This window comes from Hymenobacter qilianensis, from assembly GCF_014489555.1.
Taxonomy (GTDB): Bacteria; Bacteroidota; Bacteroidia; order Cytophagales; family Hymenobacteraceae; genus Hymenobacter; species Hymenobacter qilianensis.
The window spans coordinates 2551027-2574305 of the sequence record NZ_CP060784.1 but is presented as its reverse complement, the minus strand read 5'-3'; the positions used below and the strand labels follow the sequence as shown (position 1 = coordinate 2574305).

At 48.6% G+C, this 23279-nt stretch carries 12 protein-coding genes and 1 pseudogene; 11 read left to right on the top strand and 2 right to left on the bottom strand.

The window, feature by feature from the left end; all coding sequences use genetic code 11:
• The 4 genes and pseudogenes from H9L05_RS11925 (at nt 1) to prfB (ending at nt 3804) form a co-directional block, all read left to right on the top strand.
• Nucleotides 1–720 (top strand): ABC transporter ATP-binding protein, encoded by a 720-nt coding sequence (locus H9L05_RS11925; RefSeq protein ID WP_187731186.1) that lies wholly within the window; start codon nt 1–3, stop codon nt 718–720.
• Between the two features lie 91 nt (nt 721–811).
• Entirely contained in the window at nt 812–1360 is a 549-nt protein-coding gene (locus tag H9L05_RS11920) for a cob(I)yrinic acid a,c-diamide adenosyltransferase (protein ID WP_187731185.1), read from the top strand.
• Between the two features lie 185 nt (nt 1361–1545).
• Complete coding sequence (locus tag H9L05_RS11915; protein ID WP_223284386.1) at nt 1546–2574, top strand: branched-chain amino acid aminotransferase; 1029 nt, start codon at nt 1546–1548, stop codon at nt 2572–2574.
• A gap of 153 nt (nt 2575–2727) precedes the next feature.
• Nucleotides 2728–3804: pseudogene (gene prfB, locus H9L05_RS11910) on the top strand (peptide chain release factor 2).
• A 70-nt stretch (nt 3805–3874) separates the two neighbouring features.
• On the opposite strand, the gene H9L05_RS11905 reads toward prfB, so the two are convergent.
• A complete protein-coding gene (locus H9L05_RS11905; RefSeq protein ID WP_187731184.1) occupies nt 3875–5296 on the bottom strand; it encodes a RagB/SusD family nutrient uptake outer membrane protein in 1422 nt (473 codons plus the stop codon).
• A 23-nt stretch (nt 5297–5319) separates the two neighbouring features.
• A complete protein-coding gene (locus H9L05_RS11900) occupies nt 5320–8319 on the bottom strand; it encodes a SusC/RagA family TonB-linked outer membrane protein (RefSeq protein WP_187731183.1) in 3000 nt (999 codons plus the stop codon).
• 385 nt (nt 8320–8704) lie between these two features.
• On the opposite strand from H9L05_RS11900, the gene H9L05_RS11895 reads away from it, so the two are divergent.
• The 7 genes from H9L05_RS11895 to H9L05_RS11865 all read left to right on the top strand — a co-directional run bounded on the left by H9L05_RS11895 (nt 8705) and on the right by H9L05_RS11865 (nt 23265).
• Complete coding sequence (locus H9L05_RS11895; RefSeq protein ID WP_187731182.1) at nt 8705–11830, top strand: SusC/RagA family TonB-linked outer membrane protein; 3126 nt, start codon at nt 8705–8707, stop codon at nt 11828–11830.
• A 78-nt stretch (nt 11831–11908) separates the two neighbouring features.
• The gene (locus H9L05_RS11890) at nt 11909–13363 is read left to right on the top strand and encodes a SusD/RagB family nutrient-binding outer membrane lipoprotein (RefSeq protein ID WP_187731181.1); all 1455 of its coding nucleotides are present in this window, start codon (nt 11909–11911) and stop codon (nt 13361–13363) included.
• Between the two features lie 368 nt (nt 13364–13731).
• Nucleotides 13732–13977: a hypothetical protein gene (locus H9L05_RS11885; RefSeq protein WP_187731180.1), complete on the top strand. Its 246-nt coding sequence runs from the start codon at nt 13732–13734 to the stop codon at nt 13975–13977.
• 56 nt (nt 13978–14033) lie between these two features.
• Entirely contained in the window at nt 14034–14792 is a 759-nt protein-coding gene (locus H9L05_RS11880) for a hypothetical protein (protein ID WP_187731179.1), read from the top strand.
• Between the two features lie 288 nt (nt 14793–15080).
• Nucleotides 15081–18218, top strand: coding sequence for a SusC/RagA family TonB-linked outer membrane protein (locus H9L05_RS11875; RefSeq protein ID WP_223284385.1), 3138 nt, complete (start codon nt 15081–15083; stop codon nt 18216–18218).
• Between the two features lie 13 nt (nt 18219–18231).
• Nucleotides 18232–19863, top strand: coding sequence for a RagB/SusD family nutrient uptake outer membrane protein (locus tag H9L05_RS11870; protein WP_223284384.1), 1632 nt, complete (start codon nt 18232–18234; stop codon nt 19861–19863).
• Nucleotides 19864–20184: 321 nt separating this feature from the next.
• Nucleotides 20185–23265: a SusC/RagA family TonB-linked outer membrane protein gene (locus H9L05_RS11865; RefSeq protein WP_187731178.1), complete on the top strand. Its 3081-nt coding sequence runs from the start codon at nt 20185–20187 to the stop codon at nt 23263–23265.
• Nucleotides 23266–23279: the final 14 nt, after the last annotated feature.

The following is a 23279-nucleotide window of genomic DNA, read 5'->3' as shown; positions in this document are numbered from 1 at the left end:
ATGCAACCTCCTGTCATTGAAACCACTGGCATCTCCAAAATCTATCAGATGGGCGCCGAGCGCATTCACGCGCTACGGTCTGTCACGATCAGTATTCAGCGCGGCGAGTACGTAGCTTTTATGGGCCCGTCGGGCTCCGGCAAATCCACGCTGATGAACATTGTGGGCTGCCTGGACACGCCTACGGATGGCACCTATATTCTTAACGGACAGGATGTAAGCCGAATGTCGGACAACCAGCTGGCGGAGGTTCGCAACAAGGAAATTGGCTTCGTCTTCCAGACTTTTAACTTGCTGCCCCGCGCCAGCTCCCTGGATAATGTGGCTCTGCCGCTTATCTACGCCGGCTACAACAAGCGCGACCGCGAAGCCAAAGCCATGGAATCGTTGCGAAGCGTCGGCCTCGACACTCGCGCCAAGCACCGGCCCAACGAGCTATCCGGTGGTCAGCGCCAGCGGGTAGCTATTGCGCGGGCTTTGGTCAACGACCCCAGCATTCTGCTGGCCGACGAACCTACAGGTAACCTCGACACTAAAACGAGCCATGAAATCATGGATCTGTTTGAGGCGCTTTATGCCAAAGGACACACCATTATCATGGTGACGCACGAAGAGGACATCGCCCGCTACGCTCACCGCATCGTGCGTCTGCGCGACGGACTGGTAGAGTCGGATATGGTCAATACCGACATTGCCACGCATCACCTGGTGAATGGCTAGATGGCTGAATGGTTAAATAGGCTGGTCGTTCAAGCAGCTGCCAGAACAATTAGCCATTTAACCGTTTAACAGTTCAGCCATTTAATTTCCCATGAAGATTTATACTAAAACCGGCGATAAAGGACTTACCTCCCTTATTGGCGGCACCCGCGTCTCAAAAGCTAGTCTGCGCATTGAAAGCTACGGCACCGTAGATGAGCTCAATTCCTACATCGGTTTGGTCCGTGACCAGGAAATAAATGCCCCCCGCCGCGACTTGCTCAAGGAAATTCAGGACCGTCTTTTTACCATCGGCGCCTCTTTGGCCTCCGACCCGGAGAAGTCGAAAATGAAGATTCCGGATTTGCACGCGGAAGATGTGCTCTTGCTGGAAAGCGAGATGGACCGAATGAACGAGCAGCTCCCCGAGCTGCGCGCCTTTATCCTGCCGGGCGGCCACGTGGCGGTGTCGTATGCTCATATAGCGCGCTGCGTATGCCGCCGCGCCGAGCGGCTGGCTATTCATCTGAGCGAAGAATCTTTCGTGGCCGAGCTGGTTGTTATCTACCTGAACCGGCTTTCCGACTATCTGTTTGTGCTAAGCCGGCAGATGGCGCAAGACCTTGGCGCTGAAGAAGTAACCTGGAAGGCACGGCTGTAACGCCGTGAACTTATCTGGGGGGCATTTTTATTATATTGATTCTAAAAGGCCCACTCCTACCCCAAAGCAGCCCTTCCGCCAGCGCCAGCTTTCAGTAGCTTACCTTTGTACTCCAAGCGGCGACAACTGCCCACCCCAGTCCGCCGTTTGATACCTTACCCACCCACCCTTTTATTACTCACCCTATGCTTGATACCTTGACCATTCGGACACAGCGTACCACAGCCTCTCGCCTGTCGAACCTCGATGCTAGCACGCTCGAGTTCGGCAAGATTTTCTCCGACCATATGTTTGCGGCAGATTACCACGATGGCGAGTGGCAGGAGCCTCAGATTGTTCCTTACGGTGATATGGCGGTCAGCCCTGCCAACTCAGCTCTGCACTATGGTCAGGCTATATTCGAGGGCATGAAGGCATACAAAAACGCCGATGGCGAAGTAGCGCTGTTTCGCCCCCTCGACAACTTTCACCGCCTCAATGCCTCAGCCGAACGAATGTGCATGCCCACGCTTCCTGAGGAGCTATTCATGCAGGGCCTTACCCAGCTTGTTCGCCTCGATTCCGCTTGGATTCCTGACGGACCGGGCAGTGCGCTGTACATCCGTCCCTTTATGTTTGCCACCGATGGTTTCGTGGGGGTTCGTCCTTCCAACTCCTACCGCTTTATGATTTTTACTTGCCCCGTAGGCTTGTATTATAATAAGCCACTGCGGGTTCGGTTCGAAGAGAAGTTTGTTCGCTCGGCTGAAGGCGGTGCGGGCTATGCAAAAGCGGCCGGTAACTACGGAGCGGCTATGCTGCCCACCAAAAAGGCCAACCAAGAAGGCTACCAGCAATTGCTGTGGACCGATGCCTCGGAGCATCGCTACGTAGAGGAATCGGGCACCATGAACGTGATGTTCGTCATCGATGGCTGCATTATCACGCCCGCTCTCAGCACTTCTATTCTGGATGGCATTACGCGCAAAAGCGTGTTGCAAATAGCCCGCGATTGGGGCTTGCCAGTAGAGGAGCGTAAGATTTCTATTGATGAGATTCTGAAAGCCCAGGCCGAAGGCACGTTGCAGGAAGCATTTGGCGTAGGCACTGCCGCAACTATCGCCCCGATTGCTACTATCGGCTACCGCGACCACGACTACGATTTGCCCCCAGCGGCCCTGAGTCCGTTTCAAAGCGGGTTTCCAAAGCCCTGGATGCCATTCGTAATGGCGTAGCCCCCGATACGCACGGCTGGATGGTGAGCGTATAACGCGCTGGTCAGCTAATTACTGCTTATTCGTGAAGCGGTCAGCCTACTACAAGGCTGACCGCTTTATTTTGCGGACCTTTGCCGCTTTCCTAATTAGTATCCATTTTTCTGTTCCCACATGACCCAAGATCAGGTTAAGGAATTGAAGGGCCGCGCTGAGGCCCTGAGGAGGTATCTTTGACTACGATAACCGCAAAGCCCAGATAGAAGCCGCCGAAGAGCAAACTACCGCTCCCGACTTTTGGGATGACTCTAAAAAGGCCGAGACCATTCTGAAAGACATCAAGTCGATTAAGGTCTGGACCGATGACTACGAAGCCGTAGCCAACTCCGTAGCCGACACCGAAGTTCTGTTCGATTTTTACCGCGAGGGCGAAGCCACCGAGCAGGAAATGCAGCGCGAGTTCGACAAGGCCCAGAAAGCCGTGGAAGAGCTCGAGTTTAAGCGCATGCTTTCCGACGAGGAAGACCAGCTTTCCGCCATCATCGACATCAATCCCGGCGCCGGAGGCACCGAAAGTCAGGACTGGGCTGAGATGCTCATGCGCATGTACATCATGTGGGGCGAAAAGCACAAGTTTGAGGTCCGGCAGGTCAGCTACCAGCCCGGCGAAGGCGGCGGCATCAAGTCGGCTTCGCTAGAAATCAGTGGCGACTTTGCCTATGGCTACCTCAAGAGCGAGATTGGGGTACACCGTTTGGTGCGCATCTCCCCTTTCGATTCGAGCGGTCGACGTCATACTTCATTCGCTTCGGTATTCGCCTACCCTGTGGTAGATGATACCATCAACATTCAGATCAATCCGGCCGATATTACCTGGGATACTTACCGGGCTGGCGGCGCTGGGGGCAAAATGTAAACAAAGTGGAGACGGCGGTTCGTTTAAAGCACGCTCCGTCCGGCATCATCATCGAATGCCAGATTGAGCGCAGCCAGCTCATGAACAAGGAGCATGCTCTACGCATGTTGAAGTCGCGGCTTTATCAGATTGAAATCGATAAGCGTAATGCTGAGCGTGATAAAGTAGAAGCAGGTAAGAAACGTATCGATTTTGGCTCTCAAATTCGCAACTACGTGCTGCACCCCTATAAGCTCATCAAAGACCTACGCACCGGCATTGAGCGCACAGATGTGCAAAACGTATTGGATGGGGACCTCGACGAGTACATCAAGGGCTTCCTGATGCAGAGTTAGAATTTAGTTTTGCTCACAAAAAAGCCCCCCAACGAATTGCTGGGGGCTTTTTTAGGAATGCTTAATTAAGTTATGGATTAGCAATATCCCACTGCTTCTCGGCTGCAGGCCGCTCCAAGCGGTTAAACAAACGGAAGGGAGCTTCTGTTAAAGCCAGCGTCTGACCCGGCGCTGGGTTCGGATTCAACCGATTCAGACGACGCAGGTCAATCCAGCGGTGGCCTTCATAGAACAAGGAATACCGACGTTGTTTCAAGATCTCATTAATGTACTGAGGTAGCCCCGTAAGCGAACCAGCCGTGAGAGCAGGTAAGCCTCCAGCCCGAGTCCGAATAGCATTAATGTCAGCCAGAGCCCCAGTCAGATCACCTGTATTAGCCCGCGCCTCAGCTGCTATTAGGATAAGCTCTTCGTTGCGAATAATGTCGAGGGAAGCATTTTGCGAAGTAAATACACGAGCCTCATAGGCTCCGGTTATACCACCCAAGGTGCGGGGCGTAGTACGCAGGGCAACCTTTGCTAAGCGCAAGTCGCCCGCTTCAGCCTCTGTTACAAAGTTGCTAGGTACTGCTACTAAGTTATTGGGCTCACCATTTGCCACCTGAAAATACGGGTTACCCACGTCGCTGGCAGTAGTTGGGCTAAATGTAATTTTTGGGCCCAACGTAAGACTACCAGCCCGATCATAAAATGAAGCATTTAAAGCCGTGAGGGCCCCAGCATAGTCAGCTTGGTACAATGCCACCCGAGCAGCCAGTGCTCGATTGAAACGCCGGAAGGTAGCGGGCGTATTGAAACCAGTATAACCACTTGACAGCTGGAATGCAAAGGAAGCGCCAGCTGCAGCCAGATCTTGGTCAGCCTGATCGAGCTGTTGACGGATGTTAGTTAGAGCTTCGGCTTGGGTAACAAATTTGCCAGGGCGCCGAATATCGTCCAAATCAACCCTGATACCATTCTCCCCTTGCAGGTTGAGTAGATGCAGTTTGCTTAATGCCTCATAAGTACGGGTAAAACCAGCAATACCACTCTTCTGCTCAACATTAATGACATTACTTGCCTCAGCGGAAGCGCGGAAAATCCGGGCCGCACGGCCTACGCGTGCAAAATCAGTATACTGACCATTGTAGAAAGCAGCATCATCAAGCACATCCACACTAACGTTTCCAGTAGCTCCCCGGCGACCTTGCAGTTCCAAATACCAACGGCTTTCGGTTTGGTTTAGTACGACTACCTCCCGGCCCAGCGTACCTACTATTTGGTTATACGAGCTATTGTTCGCGTGTCCCAGACGGAGTGAAGCTTCTACCCCAACGGCCAGCGCATTAAGCTGAGCTTGGCTGGCATTGGCAACTACACTCTCAATGCTTGCATTGTTAGGGTCATTTACCTCATCAATTTCAAAAAAGCTGCAACTGCTCGCACTAAGTAAAGTAGCCAGAGCACCTGCCATCAATAAGGGCCGAGCTTGAAATTTTAATATATTATTCATGGGTAGGTTGAAGCAAGTAAAAATTAAAAATCAAGGCTCAGGTGAAAGAACACACGCCGAGTATTGGGGAAGCTGCTCACATCTACTTGAGCACCATTAGAGGTAGCGCCAAAGTTGGAAACCTCAGGATCATAGCCCACATAATCAGTCCAGGTGAGCAAATTGTTTCCTGATGCTCCTATCCGGATGTTACGCACAAAGTCTTTAAATATGGCAGTGCGAATGCTAGCTGGTACTGAATAGTAGATACTAGCCTCGCGCAGCCGTACGTAGCCGCTATTTTGAATATACTCACGAGCGGGTAAGGTTTGCCGCTGCAAACCATTTACTACCCCATTATTATCATCATCCTGGCTCCAGTCCTTTGTCGTGCCGCCTTCATCTTGCAGCAAACGGCTCAAATTACTTGTATAGGAATCCTTGCGCCAGTGGAGCAGAAATGATACTTCCACATTCTTAAACAAGGTAAAGTTGTTTAGAAAGGACATCTGGAATCTAGGCTGTGCCTCTTCATAACGAGTCAGGAAGCTAGGATTGTTGGGGTTGTCAACGGCACTCGTGGGTGTACCGTACCAACGTGAAGGCGACTCACCTAATGTGAATACGTTGCGGCCAAAACCGCTACCAAAGCCTAAACCAGTATTGAAGGCTGGTACCACGATGCGGGTTACCTCTGTGCGGTTAAACCAATACTGGGTAGTTGACACCCAGTTGAAGTTTTCGCTGCGTATAGGAGTAATACCCAGTGACAATTCTAGACCTCGGTTTTGCAGGTCACCTACTGGAAAAGCCCGAATAGATGTCACACCGGTGCTAGGGGCCAATACAAACGAGTTGACAAGGTCTTTGGCTACCTTATTATAATAAGTTGCCTCAAGAGTGATGCGGCTCTCAAGAAAGGCAAGGTCTACGCCGGTTTCAAACTCTGTGGCGCGCTCTGGCCCAATGTCCGGGTTTCCTACCAGCGTTGAAGGCAAAAAGCCTACGCGGCCACCAGTACTTGTGTTAACCAAGGGTGAGAAAGTAGAACCGAAGAAGCCAGGAGCCCCAGTTTCACCGTAAGCTGCCCGGAGTTTCACCAGGTTTACCGATGGCAGATCAAAGAATCCAAACTTAGCTATGTTAACTGCCAAAGAGGCCTTCGGGAAAGCATAGTACTTGTTAGGGTCACCGTTGCGGCTCGATTTGTCGAAGCGCACACCGGCGGTAGCGATGATCTGATCATTGAAGTTTACCTCCTGCTGCGCTACGTGGCCAATGTCACGCTCTGAGCCAAGCTCCACTTCTTGGGTTACCAGTGAGCTACGGTTTGGAGTCAGTGGTTCGCCAGGAGCCAAATTTTGTCCTTGGCTGAAGCTCAAGTTACGATCCAAACCTAAGCGTACCGTTCCAACCTGCGAGGTGAGGTTGATGGTTTCGCCCAAGCGCCAGTCATATACCAAGAACCCTTGGAGGTTATAGTTAAAGAACTGATTTTTTAGCACACGCACTGCACCTGGGTTGGGCAGGTTGCGCTGAGATTGTAAATCAGCCGGCAATGCCAGAATCGCATCACTATTTGAATAGTCGATACCACCCTGCACAGCTAGACGAAGTGATGATGACTCATTCTCCAGTATGCGAAGCGTACCGTTAACGGCTTGAACCGTGCGATTGGTATTTTCCTCGTTTACCGCCCGCTCTACGATAGCTAATGGATTATCACCGCCATATGGATTGTCTGGGAATATACCTGCCTCATTAGGCTGTAGCTGAGCATAGCTTGGCAGATAGCCCAAAGTATAGCCTAGGCTTACACCACGGTTATCATTGCCCGTGAATCCGCGGCGGTTTTGCGAACGAATGAAACTGGATGTGATGCCAATGTCGATCCGCTCTCCAATTTTCTGGTCAAGGTTGGCGCGAACAGAATTACGCTTAAAACCCGTACGGTTAACGATACCACCTTCGTCAGTGCTGGTACCAGCTACATAGAATTTCGTTTTCTCCGAACCACCTGAGACGCTTAGTGAAGTATTACGCAAAAAAGCAGTATTACCGAAAATCTGCTTCTCGTAATCGTATACCTGTCCACTTGCTTGAGCGTCTGCCAGACGTTGCTTTTCAAGGGTAGCGCGGGCTCCAGTGTATTTAAGGTCAATCTTCTCGTTGGTCCAGTCTTCCTTACCCAATAAATTCCATGCCTTAGCAAATCCTAAATCTTGGTTGAAGCTAACACGGGTTTGACCAGCCACACCGCGCTTTGTCTTGATGATGATTACCCCAGCATTTGCGCGGGTACCATAGATAGCGGCCGCGCTGGAACCCTTTAGTACCTCGATGCTCTCAATGTCATTGGGGTTTAGGTCGGCAAGGCGGTTTACGGGGTTATCCTGTGTACTACGGCCAGCAGTGGTAGAAGCAGCAGCTGAAAAAGCGGCTGCTCCAGCTCCATTGCCCACTTCGGCATTTACGGCATACACACCATCTATAATATAGAGTGGCTGGGTACCGCCAGTAAGCGAGGAGATACCACGCAACTGAATAGCTACACCGCCACCTGGCGCGCCTGACGTCTGAGAAATATTAGCCCCCACTACTTTACCGTTTAGGGCAGCATCTACTGTTACAGGCCGTGTGCTGCCTACCAGTTCCTTGGCCGAAATAGTCGTCACGGCATTAGCTAGGTTTGAGCGCTTGATAGAAGTGGCCAGACCAGTAACGACTACCTCTTCCAATTGGCGGGTATCAGTTGCCAGCTGCACATTGATTGTGCTGGCATTTCCAATAGTTCGCTCAATGGTCAGATAACCAATGGAAGAGAAGGTCAGCGTGGTGGCTGAAGCAGGCGCATTCAAGCTAAAACTTCCATCTGTATCAGTTGAGACACCTACTGTTGTGCCCTTCACGAGAACGGTTACCCCCGGTAGGCCCTGACCGCTTGACGCGTCGGTTACCCTTCCGGAAATACTTCTATCCTGGGCCACCACCTGCTGCAACAGTGCAGTGACCATCAAGAAGATGATGAATAGATTTTTTTTCATGTGAGTTAAGATTGTTTGGTTTCTTAAAAAAGCAGTTTGGTGGAAGGAATGGAAATAAATTAGTGAAAAGTATGGTTTTCCCCGACAAGCTAAGCAAAAGTTCTTAAGAATTCTACTTCCCTTATATAGACTATTGATAAGCGATCTAATGACCAATATGCCAACACGCTAAAGTTATATAAACCCACAGCTTATTATTCAAAATATTCAATATTAATAAATGGATATACTCTGCATGTCATTGCATGTTTTTAATCTAAAAAGTGGTCCTGTTAACACCATACTTAATTTTCAACCTTTGTTGAGTTATCATTTTAACCTATACTTGCTATAGTTATTCACTCACTAATTCAATTTTCCTTTCTCTCACCAAATTATTAACCCAATGAAAAAACTCTTATTTATGGTCATTCTGTTGATGACTAGCTTGTTGCAGCAGGCTATCGCGCAGGATAGAACCGTTACTGGTCGGGTTACGGACCGCAGCACTGGCGAAGGCTTGCCAGGCGTTACGGTACTCGTGAAGGGTACTTCTGTAGGTAGCTCTACCAACTCAGAAGGTGCTTTCTCTATTAGTGTACCTGCCTCAGCTACTACCTTAACTTTCTCCTCTATCGGCTATGTAAACGTGGAGCGTGCTATTGGTACTGAGTCAGTTATCGATGTTAGCTTAGGCACCGACACCAAGCAGCTAGGCGAGGTAGTGGTAACAGCTTTGGGTCGTACAGAGGAAAAAAGGTCTCTGGGCTATTCCGTACAGGATGTTCAAGGTGAAGTTCTAACCCAGGCTCGTGAGTCGAACGTGGTTAACTCACTGGCTGGCCGTGTAGCTGGTGTTTCTATTAACAACAGTAATGGCGGCTCACCTGGTAGCTCTTCGCGTATTGTTATTCGTGGTAACCGTTCGATAACGGGCAACAACCAGCCACTCTTCGTAGTAAATGGTCTACCAATCGACAACTCCAACTTCTCTCCTGCCAACGGTAGCGGTGGTGTTGACTACGGTAATGCCGCTTCAGATATTAACCCTGATGACATTGAGTCGATTACTGTATTGAAAGGTGCTAACGCAGCTGCTCTTTATGGCTCGCGTGCTTCTAATGGCGTGGTATTGATCACGACCAAATCTGGTCGTAAGCAACAGGGATTAGGGGTTAGCGTAAACAGCACGACTACCTTTGACTCTGTTCTCAAACTACCTGATTTCCAGAACGAATACGGTCAGGGTAATGGCGGTGAATTCGAATTCGTGGATGGTGCTGGTGGTGGCGTGAATGACGGTTCGGACGAAAGCTGGGGCCCGCGCCTCGACGGCCGTTTGATCCCACAATTCAACTCACCAGTAGATGCAGCTGGCAACCGCATTCCTACTCCCTGGGTAGCTAACCCCGACAACGTGCGTGACTTCTTCCGCACCGGCCGCACTCTGAACAACAACGTTTCTTTATCTGGCTCTTCTGAAAAGGCTAATTTCCGCCTTTCCTATACCAACCTAGATCAGACGGGCATCCTGGAAAACACCTTCCTGAAGCGGAACACCGTTTCGGTAAGTGGTGGCACAGACATCACCAAGAAATTCAAAGTATCTACTGACATCACTTACACCCAGAACCGTGGTCGTCGTCCCGGCCTAGGCTATAGTGGTCAGAACGTTATGCAGCAGTTCAGTTGGTTCGGCCGTCAGGTAGACATTTCGGAGCTTAAGGACTACGAGCGTGATGGTGAGAAGTATAACTGGAATTACAACTACCATAACAACCCATACTTCACGCTCAACGAGAACACCAACGATGATCGGCGTGACCGTATTAATGGCCAGCTTTCAGCAACTTACATGCTGACTAACTGGCTGAATCTTACGGCACGTACTGGCAATGACCTTTACACTGAAAAGCGTCAGCGTCGTATTGCTGTAGGTGATATCGAGAATTTGAGAGGCAGCTACGCAGAAGATGAGTACTATGTGAACGAGCGTAACTCGGAGATTCTGGCTACTGCTAACAAAGACTTGAATGAAAATTTCAACATCGACTTCGCTTTAGGTGCTAACCGTCGCGATAACAAAGTAGAGCGGATCAGCGGCCTAGCTCCTGAATTGGCTGTACCAGGTGTTTATACTCTGTCTAACTCTGCTATTGCCACTCAGCCTTCTAGCGTAAACAACAGACTGCGTGTAAATAGCGTCTACGGTTCGGCTAAACTGGGCTTTAAGAACTTTGCATTCCTTGGAGTAACAGGTCGTAATGACTGGTATTCGACGCTTGCCGACGCGAACAACAGCCTGTTCTATCCTTCTATTGATGGTAGCTTAATTGTGACTGAGGCGCTTGGTATTGAAAACTCGTTCCTGTCGTTTGCTAAACTGCGTGCTAGCTATGCAGAGGTGGGTAACGGTGGTCAGGAGCCATACCAGTTGGTTAACATCTATCCTTTCAATACTCCGTTCGGCAGCAACCCAGCTATTACAACCAGCAATGACCTGCTCAATCCCGATCTGCGGCCTGAGCGTACGGAGTCGTTAGAAGCTGGTATCGAATTGCGTTTCCTCGAGAATCGTATTGGCTTGGAATTGACTGGTTATAAAACCAACTCAATTGACCAGATCTTTAATCAGCTGGTATCTTCTTCGACGGGCTTTGCAACGGCACTCGTAAATGCTGGTGTCATCCAGAACAAAGGCATCGAAGCTATTTTGAACTTCGCTCCTTTGAACCCAGAGAACCCATTCCAGTGGAATGTGACAGCCAACTTCGCCTTGAACCGCAATGAGGTGAAAGAGTTGAATGGCGACTTGAAAACCTTGGTACTTGGTGGACAGTGGAATGCAAACGTAGAAGCTCGCGTAGGTGAGCCTTATGGTGTATTGTTCGGTAACGGCTTCCAGCGCGTACAGGAAGGCCCATACAAAGGTCAAATCATCAACGATGCTACTGGCCGTCCTATCATTGATCCGACCCGTAAGGTGTTGGGCAATGTAAACCCAGACTGGACTGGTGGTATCAGCAATTCGTTCAGCTTTAAAGGCATCAACCTCGGCGTATTGATCGATACCCGTCAGGGTGGTGATGTATACTCAGTAAGTAACACTTGGGGTAACTATGCTGGTACGTTTGCAAACTCACTCCGCGGCCGTGAAAACGGTATCATTGGAGAAGGTGTAATTGCAAATGCTGATGGCACGTACCGTCCTAATGACGTTACTAGAGCTGCTGAAAGCTACACGAAGCGTTACTACAGCAACAGCGTAGCTGAGTCTAGCATTTATGACGCTTCATTCGTTAAGCTGCGTGAGATTAAAGTGGGATACCAGTTGCCAAAAGGCCTGATCAGCAAGACCCCTTTCAGCACGATTGGACTATCTGTAGTTGGTCGTAACCTGGCTATCCTTCAGTCTAATGCGCCCAACATCGACCCAGAGACTTCTTTCAGCAGCGGCAACGCCCAAGGTTTGGAGTTCGGTCAGATTCCTTCAACGCGCAGCATTGGCTTCAACGTAAACCTCACGCTGTAAGGAATCATACATGACTGGTTGTTGTATGCGACTAATCCGTCACAACAATCAGTTATCACTTCTAAAATCAAATATTATATGAACATTTCTAAGTATCGGAAGCTAACTCTGATAGTCCCTTTTACACTTATGCTGGGATTGGGTGCTTGCGAAAAAGACTTCGAAGAACTCAATACAAACCCCAACGTAGCGGAGGTGCCTACCCCGTCTTTTATCTTGACCAATGCACTTGAGTCGACGATAGACCGTCAGTTTGGTGTAGAGGCAAGCATGGATGGTGGCGATATCATCGTTCAGCACATGGCGAAGATTCAGTATCCGGATGAGGATGCTTATTTCTTCCGCACTACTACCTACCAGAATATCTGGAATGGTTTCTATGCGCAAGGCCTAGAGGACTTCAACCTCATCACAAAACTGGGTGTAGAGCAGAAGAATCCAAACTATCAGGCTGTGGGTCTGATCATGCGGGCGTACACCTTCTCACTGCTAACAGATATTTACGGTGACATTCCTTACTCTGACGCTTTGCGTGCTAAAGAGGGGGTTCTGCAGCCTAAATATGATAAGCAACAGGATGTCTATAAGGGCATTTTGGGTGAATTGAAGCAAGCTACTACGCTGATTGATCCATCAGGAAGTGATATCTCTGGCGATATCCTTTTTGATGGCGATATGACGCATTGGTTGAAGTTTGCCAACTCGCTGCGTCTGCGCTTAGCTATGCGCATCATTGATGCTGACCCAGCAACAGCTGAGCCTATCATCAAAGAGGTATTAGCTAGCCCTGCTACTCTTTTCCAGAGCAATGCTGACAATGCTCAACTTGTTTATCGCAGCGCAGCACCGAACAATAACCCGATAAATGAAAATCGCAAAACACGTGATGATCACCGGGTAAGCAAGACGCTGGTAACGAAGCTCACTGCTTTGAAGGATCCTCGCCTGGCCATCTATGCAGAAAAGCCTGAGGCTGGTGGTGATTATGTAGGTGTACCAAATGGTATTGACGCAGAAACAGCTAACGGCCTCGGCTTGAGCAAAACATCCAGACTTGGTCGCTACTTCACTCGTGGTGAGGCACCTGGTGTACTGATGACCTACGCTGAAGTATTATTCTTCAAGGCTGAAGCAATTGCTCGTAACCGTGGACTCGCTACAGGTGATGCTGCTGCTACTTACAACGCTGCTATCCGTGCCTCGATGGAGCAGTTCGGAATTGAGCCTGCTGCAATCACGACTTATTTAGCTCAACCCGCTGTTGCTTATAATGCAGCTAACTATAAGCAGAGCATTGGCAATCAGAAGTGGATTGCTTTGTTCCAACAAGGTTTGGAGGCATGGTCGGAGTATCGTCGTTTGGATTACCCAAATGACTTGAAGCCCGGCCCAGAGGCTGCTTTGACTAAGCTCCCAACTCGTCTTCGCTATCCCGGCAACGAGCAATCGGTGAACTTGGCAAACTATCAAGCGGCAGTTGCTAACCAAGGCGCTGACAACTTGACGACTAAACTTTGGTGGGATAAGTTTTAATCTTACCTCTTCTTTGAAAAAAGTCCCCCAGCTATCTGGGGGGCTTTTTTTGTGCTATTCGAACCCAGACTCAACAGTATTTGAATTACCGGAAGTCAGAAGCCTAAATATTTGTCCGTAAATTTCCCCTTGTGCTGTTGCTGTAGATAGAATTGCCCCCACCCACCATTATGTATCTTCCCTTTCTTAGTCGTGCGGCTCAGCGTCGGACATGCGCTAGCTATATAGGACTTCTTATCCTACTCAATTTATTAAGCATTGCAGATGTCCTGGGGCAGAAGGCAGTAACGTATACGGAGCACATTGCTCCCATTATTCAGAGTAATTGTACTTCCTGCCATAAACCCGGCGGTGCTGCGCCTTTTTCGTTGCTTACCTTTCAGGATGTTGCACGCCGTGCGCGCACGATTCAGTCGGTGACGCAAAGCCGGTATATGCCGCCCTGGAAGGCTGATCCGCATTACGTTTCCTTTGCCAACGAGCGGCGGCTGACCGACCAACAGATAGCGCTCATTCGCCGCTGGACCGAGTCGGGGGCCAAGCGTGGACCTGAAGTAGCGCGTACGGCTTCTGTGCCAACCCCAGAAAAAGCCCCCAGCGTAAGCCCGACCTGATTTTACGTCCTAAAAAGGCTTTTACTATTCGCGGAAATGGCGCGGAGAACTTTGTCATGTTCAAGATTCCATTTGAGATACCTGCCAATCAGAATGTGCAAGCGGTGGAATTTGTACCGGGTAACCGCTCTCTCATGCATCATGCTAATTACGCCGTGCAGTCAGTAGGGCCCGAAATCGACATCAATACCGGTCAAGACTATGTACTATCAGATCAATTCCTGACTAATCTGCAGGAGTTCCAACCGCTTATGCAGCATGTGGCCTATTATGGTGGTTGGATACCTGGAGCAAGCAAGCAGGAGTTCCCGGCCGGCATAGGCTTCACAATGCCCAAGCGTGGAGTTATTCTCCTGACTGCTCACTACGGGCCTTCTGGCGTGGATACCACCGACTGGTCTCAAATCAAGCTCTACTTTACCAAGACGCCTATTACACGTGAGATCCAAGCCACCAGCATTGGTTCAGGCGGCTTGGGCACCATTGATCCACCGCTAGTCATTCCAGCTGACAGCGTCAAAAAGTTTCAGGTTCAGCTAAAGACAAGCACCGATTTATCACTGCTCTACGTCTGGCCGCATATGCACCTGATTGGCAAAAGATTCAAAGCGTGGGCAACAACTCCTGAAGGAAAGCAGATTCCATTGGTCAGTATTCCAGAATGGGACTTCCGCTGGCAAGAATCTTATCAATTTCGCCATTTGACGTTAATTCCTAAAGGGTCAGTAATTCAAGTGGAGGGCACTTATGACAATACGGCTAATAACCCCAATAATCCCTTTTCACCCCCAAAACCATTATATCACAGGATTTAATGGAAAGCCGAAGCGAAATGCTGAATCTGATAATGCTTTTTCTTCCTTATGAAAAAGGGGATCAAGAAAAACGAATCTGACAGAGTCTGAGGCTCATCTGTATGACTTTGCCAATTTTCAATATGATATCTTATGAGAAATGTAATTTTTTTCATCATTTAAATACAATACCTCAACTATTCGACCGCTACGAAAAAATATTATAAATGTTGTTTTAAACAATTCATCGCTATTTTTAGCGGAGCAAAAGTTAAGTTTCACAATTCTTCTTACCCAAACCTTTTTTGCATGAAAAGAATCTTACTCATGAGCATATTGCTCATGTTCACCTTGCTACAGCAAGTCACGGCTCAAGACCGAAATGTATCGGGACGGGTCACAGACCGTCAATCAGGGGAAGGATTGCCAGGTGTCACAGTATTGTTAAAAGGCACCAACAATGGCATTTCGACAAACTCTGATGGTACCTTCACCTTGACAGTACCTGCTACGGGAGGTATCCTCGTATTTAGTTCTATCGGTTATATTCAGTTAGAGCGTGAAATTGGTACGAATGATCAAATAAACGTGGCTTTGGCCGGCGACACCAAGCAGTTGAGCGAAGTTGTCGTAACTGGTTATGGTACGCAAGAGCGCAGAGACGTAACAGGCTCTATCTCTTCCGTGAAAGGTGAAGAAATTGCTAACCTAGCTACTCCTAGCTTTGACCAACAATTGGCTGGCCGGGCAGCAGGTGTACAAGTTACTACCCCCTCAGGTATCCTAGGTCAGGCACCCCGTATCCGTATTCGCGGTACGAACTCAATCTCTTCGGGGGCTTCTCCCCTGATTGTAGTAGATGGTGTTCCGGTAATTACTGGTAACCAAAGCGGTGTAACTCCTAACAACCCACTGGGTGACATCAACCCTGCTGACATCGATTCTTACGAAGTTCTGAAGGACGGTTCGGCTACCGCTATCTACGGCTCACGGGCTGCTAACGGCGTTATCCTGATCACAACCAAGAAAGGAAAGTTGGGCAAAGCCACTATCAGCTATGATAACTGGTTTGGTTGGGCAAAAACTACCAAGCGCTACGACGTACTGAATGCAGACCAATTCATTGAAATCAGCAACGAGAAGTACGCTGCAGTTGGCGAAAAACCACAAGCCTTTCCTTTTGAGCGTAATGGCCAAAATGTAAGCACTGACTGGCAGGATCTGATTTTCCGCACTGGCTTCCAGCAAAACCACGTAATATCTGTTGGTGGTGCTACTGAGAAAACAAATTACTATTTCTCAGCAGGTTACACTGATCAGAATGCCGTTATCAAAGCCAACTCCTTGAAGCGCGCTACCTTCCGGGGTAACCTGAATCAGGAAGTAACGAAGTGGCTAAATCTTGGTATGAACGTAGGTTTGACCCGTACTGAAAACGAAGGTTTGAATACGGGCCGTAATAGCCTGTCAGGCAACGTACTCAATGCGCTGTCGGTATTCCCGAACGTACCGGCCCGCAATGAAGATGGTACTCCTTATATCCTCCCCACTGCTCCGGCTGTAATTGGTCAAGGCAACAATACGCAGGGTATTTCCTTCAACTATCCTAACGTATTATTCGCGTTAGAGAATAACGTATTCGGTGCTACTAACTACCGTATTCTGGGTAATGTGTTCGCTGAAGTACAGCCATTAGAAGGCTTGCGTTTGCGTACCCAATACGGCACGGACTTTTTCCTGAACGACGACTTTCAATTTCTGGATCCCCGTCATGGTGATGGTCTGGGCTCACGCGGTGTCGTATTTCAGCAGTTTGCTCCTACGTTCCGTTGGAACTGGCAGAACACAATTGCTTACGACAAGCAATTTGGTGATGCTCACAAGATTGGTGTAATAGCAGGTGTTGAATACCAGAAAACGCGTGCTCAGTCCTTCTTCGCTCAGGGTACCGGTATTTCAGATCGCTACTTTGGCTCTAACAACATCATCAGCGGCACTTTGGCTACTCCTACTGTTGGTGGTGGCTTCGGCGAAAATGGTTTCGACTCTTACTTTGGTCGCATCAACTATGCCTTCAAAGATCGTTACCTATTGAGCGCAACGGTTCGTAATGACGCCATTTCATCGCTGCCAGAAGCTAACCGCCGTGGTACTTTCCCCGGTGCCTCTCTTGGCTGGCGCGTTTCGCAGGAGCCTTTCTTCAAAAGCTCAGGCATAAGCAGCATATTATCCGATTTGAAGTTACGTGCTAGCTACGCGGAAGTAGGTAACGTAGACATTGGCAACTACCCATATGCTAGCTTGTTCGGTCCTGCCAAATACGGTTCGCAAAATGGTATTGGTTATAATATCAATGGTCAGTTTGGTAACGAGAACCTGAAGTGGGAGACATCCAAGAAAAAAGACTTCGGTGTTGATTTAGGCTTCTTGGACGACCGTTTCACTTTGACTGCTGACTACTATCAAAACAACATTGACGACCTCATCCTGTTCGTTCGTGCGCCTCTATCGTTAGGTATCCCTAATAGCGGCTACAATGCTAACATCGGTCGTATGCGTAACGAAGGCTTTGAATTTGCACTTAACACGCAGAACATTGCCAATGAAGACTTCAACTGGACGACTAACATCAACTTCTCTACGAACAAAAACGAGGTATTGGAGCTGAATCAGGCGGACAACAATGCTGACCTTCTCTTCACTTACAATGTTACCCGCGTAGGAGAGTCAATCGGCTCCATTTATGGCTATGATTTCCAAGGCGTAAACGCAGCTAACGGTAACCCTATCTACCGCAAGCGCGATGGTTCATTGGTGCAGGGCAATATTGCCAATAACACGTATTACGTGTATGACCCAAGCAGCCCAGAAGTAACAACTACCTCTACTCGTTCGACTCTACGTGCCGATGAGGACCGCTTTATTTTAGGCAACTCCAACCCTACTTGGTTCGGTGGTGTGAACAACTCGTTCACTTACAAAGGCCTTGACCTGTCAGTATTCTTCCGCTTCTCTGGCGGCAACAAGATTATGAACGTAACGCGTCAGCAGTTGCTGCGCATGGAGTTTTTGAATAATGGCACCGAGATTCTGGACCGTTGGACTACACCTGGCCAGCAGACAAATGTTCCCCGTTTGGAGTTTGCTAACTCGGACTTTATCAACCTGAACAATGCTTCGTCGAGCCGCTTTGTAGAGAATGGAGACTTCTTGCGTCTACAGAATGCTACCATTGGCTATACCCTTCCTCAGAACTTGGCAGGCGTTGCTGCTCTAAGCCGTTTGCGCGTCTATGGCCAAATACAAAATGCCTTCACAATTTCGGGCTACAAAGGACTTGATCCGGAAGTAAACGCCAATGGTGACACCAATTCGCAGGCTGGCATTGACTTTAATGGCAACCCGCAGCAGCGTGTATTCACGGTAGGTCTGAATGCATCCTTCTAAATTTTAATTACTCATGAATAATCAAATATTAAGATTTTTTGCCCCCCGTCAGGCCCGCATGTTGGCGTTGACCTCTTTTCTGGCGCTGGGCTTGGGTGCTTGTGAAGTAACAGATCTGGAGCCTCAGGATAGCGTGGCCGAAGGGACTGCTTTTGAGGACGCTGCGAAGGTAAATCTTTCAGTAGCCGGTTTGTATAATGCAGCTCAGTCCGGTTTCTACGACCCGCTGAACGGTACTGCTCTCGCCGTTCGAGGCTATCCTTTCGGCGCGGCTGCCACGGAATTGGATGATATCCGTGGGGAAGATGTAGTAGATCTAGCAGGCTTCTTTGGTATCGTATACGCCAACACGATTACTCCATCAAGCCCCAACGTGGTAAATATGTGGTCAACGCTTTATGCATTGATCAATCAATCCAATGTAGTTATTGAGGGTGTTCGCGCCGCTGGCACCAAGAATCTGATTCCCGCACCTGAAGCACTGGCATTCGAAGGTGAAGCACGCTTCCTGCGGGCGTTGGCTTATCACGAATTGCTGCTGCATTTTGCCAAGCCATATGCCGACGGTCAAGGTAGTGCGGAGGGCGTACCAGTGCGTGACTTTGCCATTAATTCCACCAGTACGTTGGAGCGGGCACGAGTACAGGGCCGTAACACAGTAGCAGAAGGTTACACCCTGATGCTGGAAGACCTGAAATTTGCTGAAGAGAATCTTCCTGCCACTCGGACGGGCGGAATTGCCAACAAGGTAACGCGAGCCACGAAAGGTGCGGCAATCGCACTTCGCCAGCGTCTCCTTCTTCACCAAGGAAACTACGCTGGTGTGGTAACAGAGGGAGCAAAACTGATTGCTGGTACGACAGCTTTCACTAGCCCGATTGGTAGCTACGCTCTCACGGCTACTCCCCTGGCAGCATTTCCTGGTATTGCTGGGGCTACCGTTGAGAATATCTTCTCAATTGAAAACAGTTCAGATGATAACCCAGGAGTCAATGGCGCTTTACCTTCCTTCTTTGGCTCAAACTCGCCTGCTCCCGTTGGTATTGGGGGACGGGGCCTTATAGCTGTTAGTCCGGTTTTGTATAACTCTAGTTTCTGGACTTGCACTGACCTACGTCGTACTCAGCTATTGCAGATGGCGCCCACCCGTTATTTCAGCTTTAAGTATAGGGACGTTGCTACTGGAAGTGACTTCGCACCTATCATTCGCTATGCTGAAGTATTGCTAAATCAGGCTGAGGCGCAAGCTAGATTAGGCAAACAAGCTGAAGCACTTGCCTTGCTAAATGCAGTCCGCAATCGTGCCGTGACGACTGTTGCTGATCAGTATACGGCTGCATCTTTTGCTAATCAGACCAGTTTGATTCAGGCGATTCTCAATGAACGTCGTGTTGAGTTTGTGGCAGAAGGCTTCCGTTGGGATGACATTCACCGCTTGATAGTCGATCCTACTTTCAAATCGGGAGGTATTCCCCGTAAGTTCTCGGCTGCACAAACCGTAATGGCAAACTATAAGTGTGGAACACCAGTAACAGTGACGGGAAGTGTAGCTCCAATTCCTTACACAGACCCACGCTTCTTGTGGCCAATTCCATCCGTTGAGATTGCTAACAATCCTAATATTGCCCAGAATCCCGGGTACTAATTGATTGGCATTCTGTAAAAAGCCCCCCAGAAAATTCTGGGGGCTTTTTTGCTTTAGTTGTTCTGATCAACAACCTTTAAAGCAAGTATCTCCAGAAATGAGAATCAACTAATAGCAGACTTAACTATCCCTAAACTATATATAGTTTCTCAACTAAATGTTAAGTCATCGTAAAAAAATGCAATTAATTTATAATTATAATAATATTGTGATTGTTAGTAATAAAAAATAGTGTCAAATGATGTTATCATAATATTATCTCACTTGATTTATAATTACTTTAGCTAAACACTCACCTTTTCTCATTAATCAATCTATTGCATGAAAAAAATCTTACTAATGAGCTTTCTGCTCATTGTCACTCTGTTGCAGCAGGTGACAGCCCAAGATCGAAGCATTTCTGGCCGGGTCACGGACCGGCAAAGCGGTGAAGGCCTACCTGGAGTAACGGTCTTACTTAAAGGTACTAGTAACGGTGTCTCAACTAACTCTGATGGCACCTTTACGTTATCAGCTCCAGCTTCTGGCGGTGTTCTGACATTTAGCTCTATTGGTTTCATTTCCCAAGAGCAAACTATTGGAACAAGTAACCAAGTTAATATCGCGCTTGCCAGTGATACTAAAGCATTAAGCGAAGTAGTAGTTGTTGGTTATGGCAGCCAGTCTAAGGCACTTGTGACCGGTGCAATCACATCCGTAGATGCGAAGGAATTTCAGGGGCAGCCTATTGCTGGCGTAGATCAAGCCCTGCAAGGCCGGGCGTCGGGAGTACAAGTAAATGCTAGCTCAGGTACCCCCGGTGGAGGTGTAGCCGTACGAATTCGGGGAAACAACTCTATCTCAGCTAGTAGTGACCCTCTGTATGTAGTAGATGGGGTTCCAATTAACACAGGCAGTTATTCTAACATTGGTGTTGGTAACCAGCAACTGAATGCGTTAGCAGACATCAACCCTAATGATATTGCCTCGATAGAGATCCTGAAGGATGCTGCCGCAGCCGCTATTTACGGCTCACGCGCTGCCAATGGTGTTGTTCTGATTACTACTAAGCGTGGACAGGCAGGACGTACCAAGATTACGTTTGATACATATCAAGGCGTTCAGCAGACAATCAAGCGCTTAGATGTGCTTGATGGTCAACAGTCGCAGGATTTAATCAATGAGTCCCGTACCAATGTTGGATTAGCGCCACGCTATGTAGAGGCTAACCCTACTGCGCAGCAGTCATTATTTACGGGTGCCAGTACTAACTGGCAAGATGAGATTTTCCGCTCAGCTCGCATAGCCAACTACACTCTCACGGCATCTGGAGGTAATGAGCAGACTCGCTTCTTAGTGTCAGGTAGTTACTTTGATCAAGAGGGAATCATCATTGGTTCAGGATACAATCGTGGTAGTATGCGTCTGAACCTTGATAATAAGGTATCCGATCGGGTACGAATAGGCGTAAACGTAACTGGCAGCCGCTCACTAAGCAACCGGATTGCCAACGACAACAACATCTATGGTGTTCTAAGCGCTGCTATATTATTGGGTGGTCAGACCCCAATCTACAATGCTGATGGCAGCTTTGGGCGTGATCCTTATTCTTCAGTTGAAAACCCGATTGCAGCAGCTACCCTGCCCATTTTAGAAGCACGTAATAACCGCTTAATTGGCAGCATTTACGCAGAAGCGGATATCTTAAAGAGCCTCCGTTTCCGCACTACTCTAGGAGCTGACTACTTAAACTTGAAAGAAGACCGCTTCCTGCCAAGCACATTATTGCAGGCTACAGGCAGCAATGGTTTAGGCAACTCTAACAGCCGCTATGATTTGCTTTGGCAAACAGAAAACACCTTAACCTTCAATCAGACTTTTGGTGACCACAATCTCACTTTATTAGCTGGTCAGAGTGCTATCAAATCTACTCAAGAAGGCATCACTACTACTGTGTCGGGCTTTGCAACTAACAAGATCACGCGCCTAGCTGCTGGGTCAGTCAGAACAGAAGCTTCATCAGATGGTACTCTCTGGACACTGCTTTCCTTTTTTGGGCGTGCCAACTATGATTATAAGGGACGCTATATTTTGAGCGGCTCCTTACGCCGTGACGGCTCATCCCGCTTCGGTGAGCAAAACAAGTACGGTATTTTCCCAGCTATCTCGGGTAGCTGGCGTATTTCGGAAGAGGCATTCTTCCCTGAAATATTCCTGAGCGAATTGAAGCTACGCGGTGGCTATGGTGAAACAGGCAACTTCGAAATTGGCAACTTTGCGTCCCGTAATCTATACGGAGTAGGATCTGATAACTTAGCTAACTACAATCAGCTAGCTGGACTTGTGCCGACTCAAATTGGCGTATCGGATTTAACTTGGGAGAAATCTAGTGAAGTCAACGTTGGCGTGGATTTAGGCTTTTTCGATAGCCGGCTGCTATTCTCAGCTAACGTATTCCGCAAGCAGGCAGACGCGTTGCTGCTCAACCGTCAACTCCCTTTAACGTCAGGTTTCCTTTCGGTAACTCAGAACATTGGTGGCCTTCAGAATAAGGGCTTGGAATTGGAGTTGACTTCGCAAAACGTCAAGAACGATGCATTTACTTGGACCACCAACTTCAATGTTTCCTTTATCCGGAACGAAGTAACTAGTCTTGTAAATAATGCTCCATTCGCAGCTGGTTTCGCCAACCGCGTACAGGTTGGTTCACCTCTCGGCAGCTTCTACGGCTATACGGTAGATCGCGTATATCAAACCCAAGCTGAGATTGATGCTGATAACGCCCGTGCCCGTGAACTGGCTGGCCGTACAACTGTCTTCTATCAAGCACAAGGAACCCGTCCTGGTGACATTCGCTTCCAAGACAGAAACGAAGATGGCTTGATCACCCAAGATGACCAATCTATCATTGGTTCAGCACAGCCTGATTTCTTTGGTGGCATTAACAACCAGTTGAGCTTCAAAGGATTTGACTTGGGTTTCTTCTTCCAGTTTCAGGCTGGCAACGAAATTTTCAACAACACTCGCTCCTTTGCTGAAGGTATGAATGGCCAGTTTGGTCAGCTTGCTTCAACTCTTGATCGTTGGACCGCTGATAATCCAAGCACTACTTTCCCCCGCGCTGCATTTGGTGATCCCAACAATAACCGTCGTACCTCAACTCGCTTTTTGGAAGATGGCTCATATGTGCGCTTGAAGACTATGACCCTGGGCTATAACATCCCAGAAGCACTCACGAAAGTGGCACGCTTGCAGACGGCTCGTATCTACGTTTCGGGGCAGAACCTGCTGACATTCACGGATTACTCTGGTCTCGACCCCGAAATAAACACCTTTAGCGGTAGCAATATTTCATTGGGTACTGACTTTCTAACTTTTCCGCAGGCCCGTACCATCCAGGTAGGCCTCAACTTGGGTTTCTAACTTGTCTTTGTTTT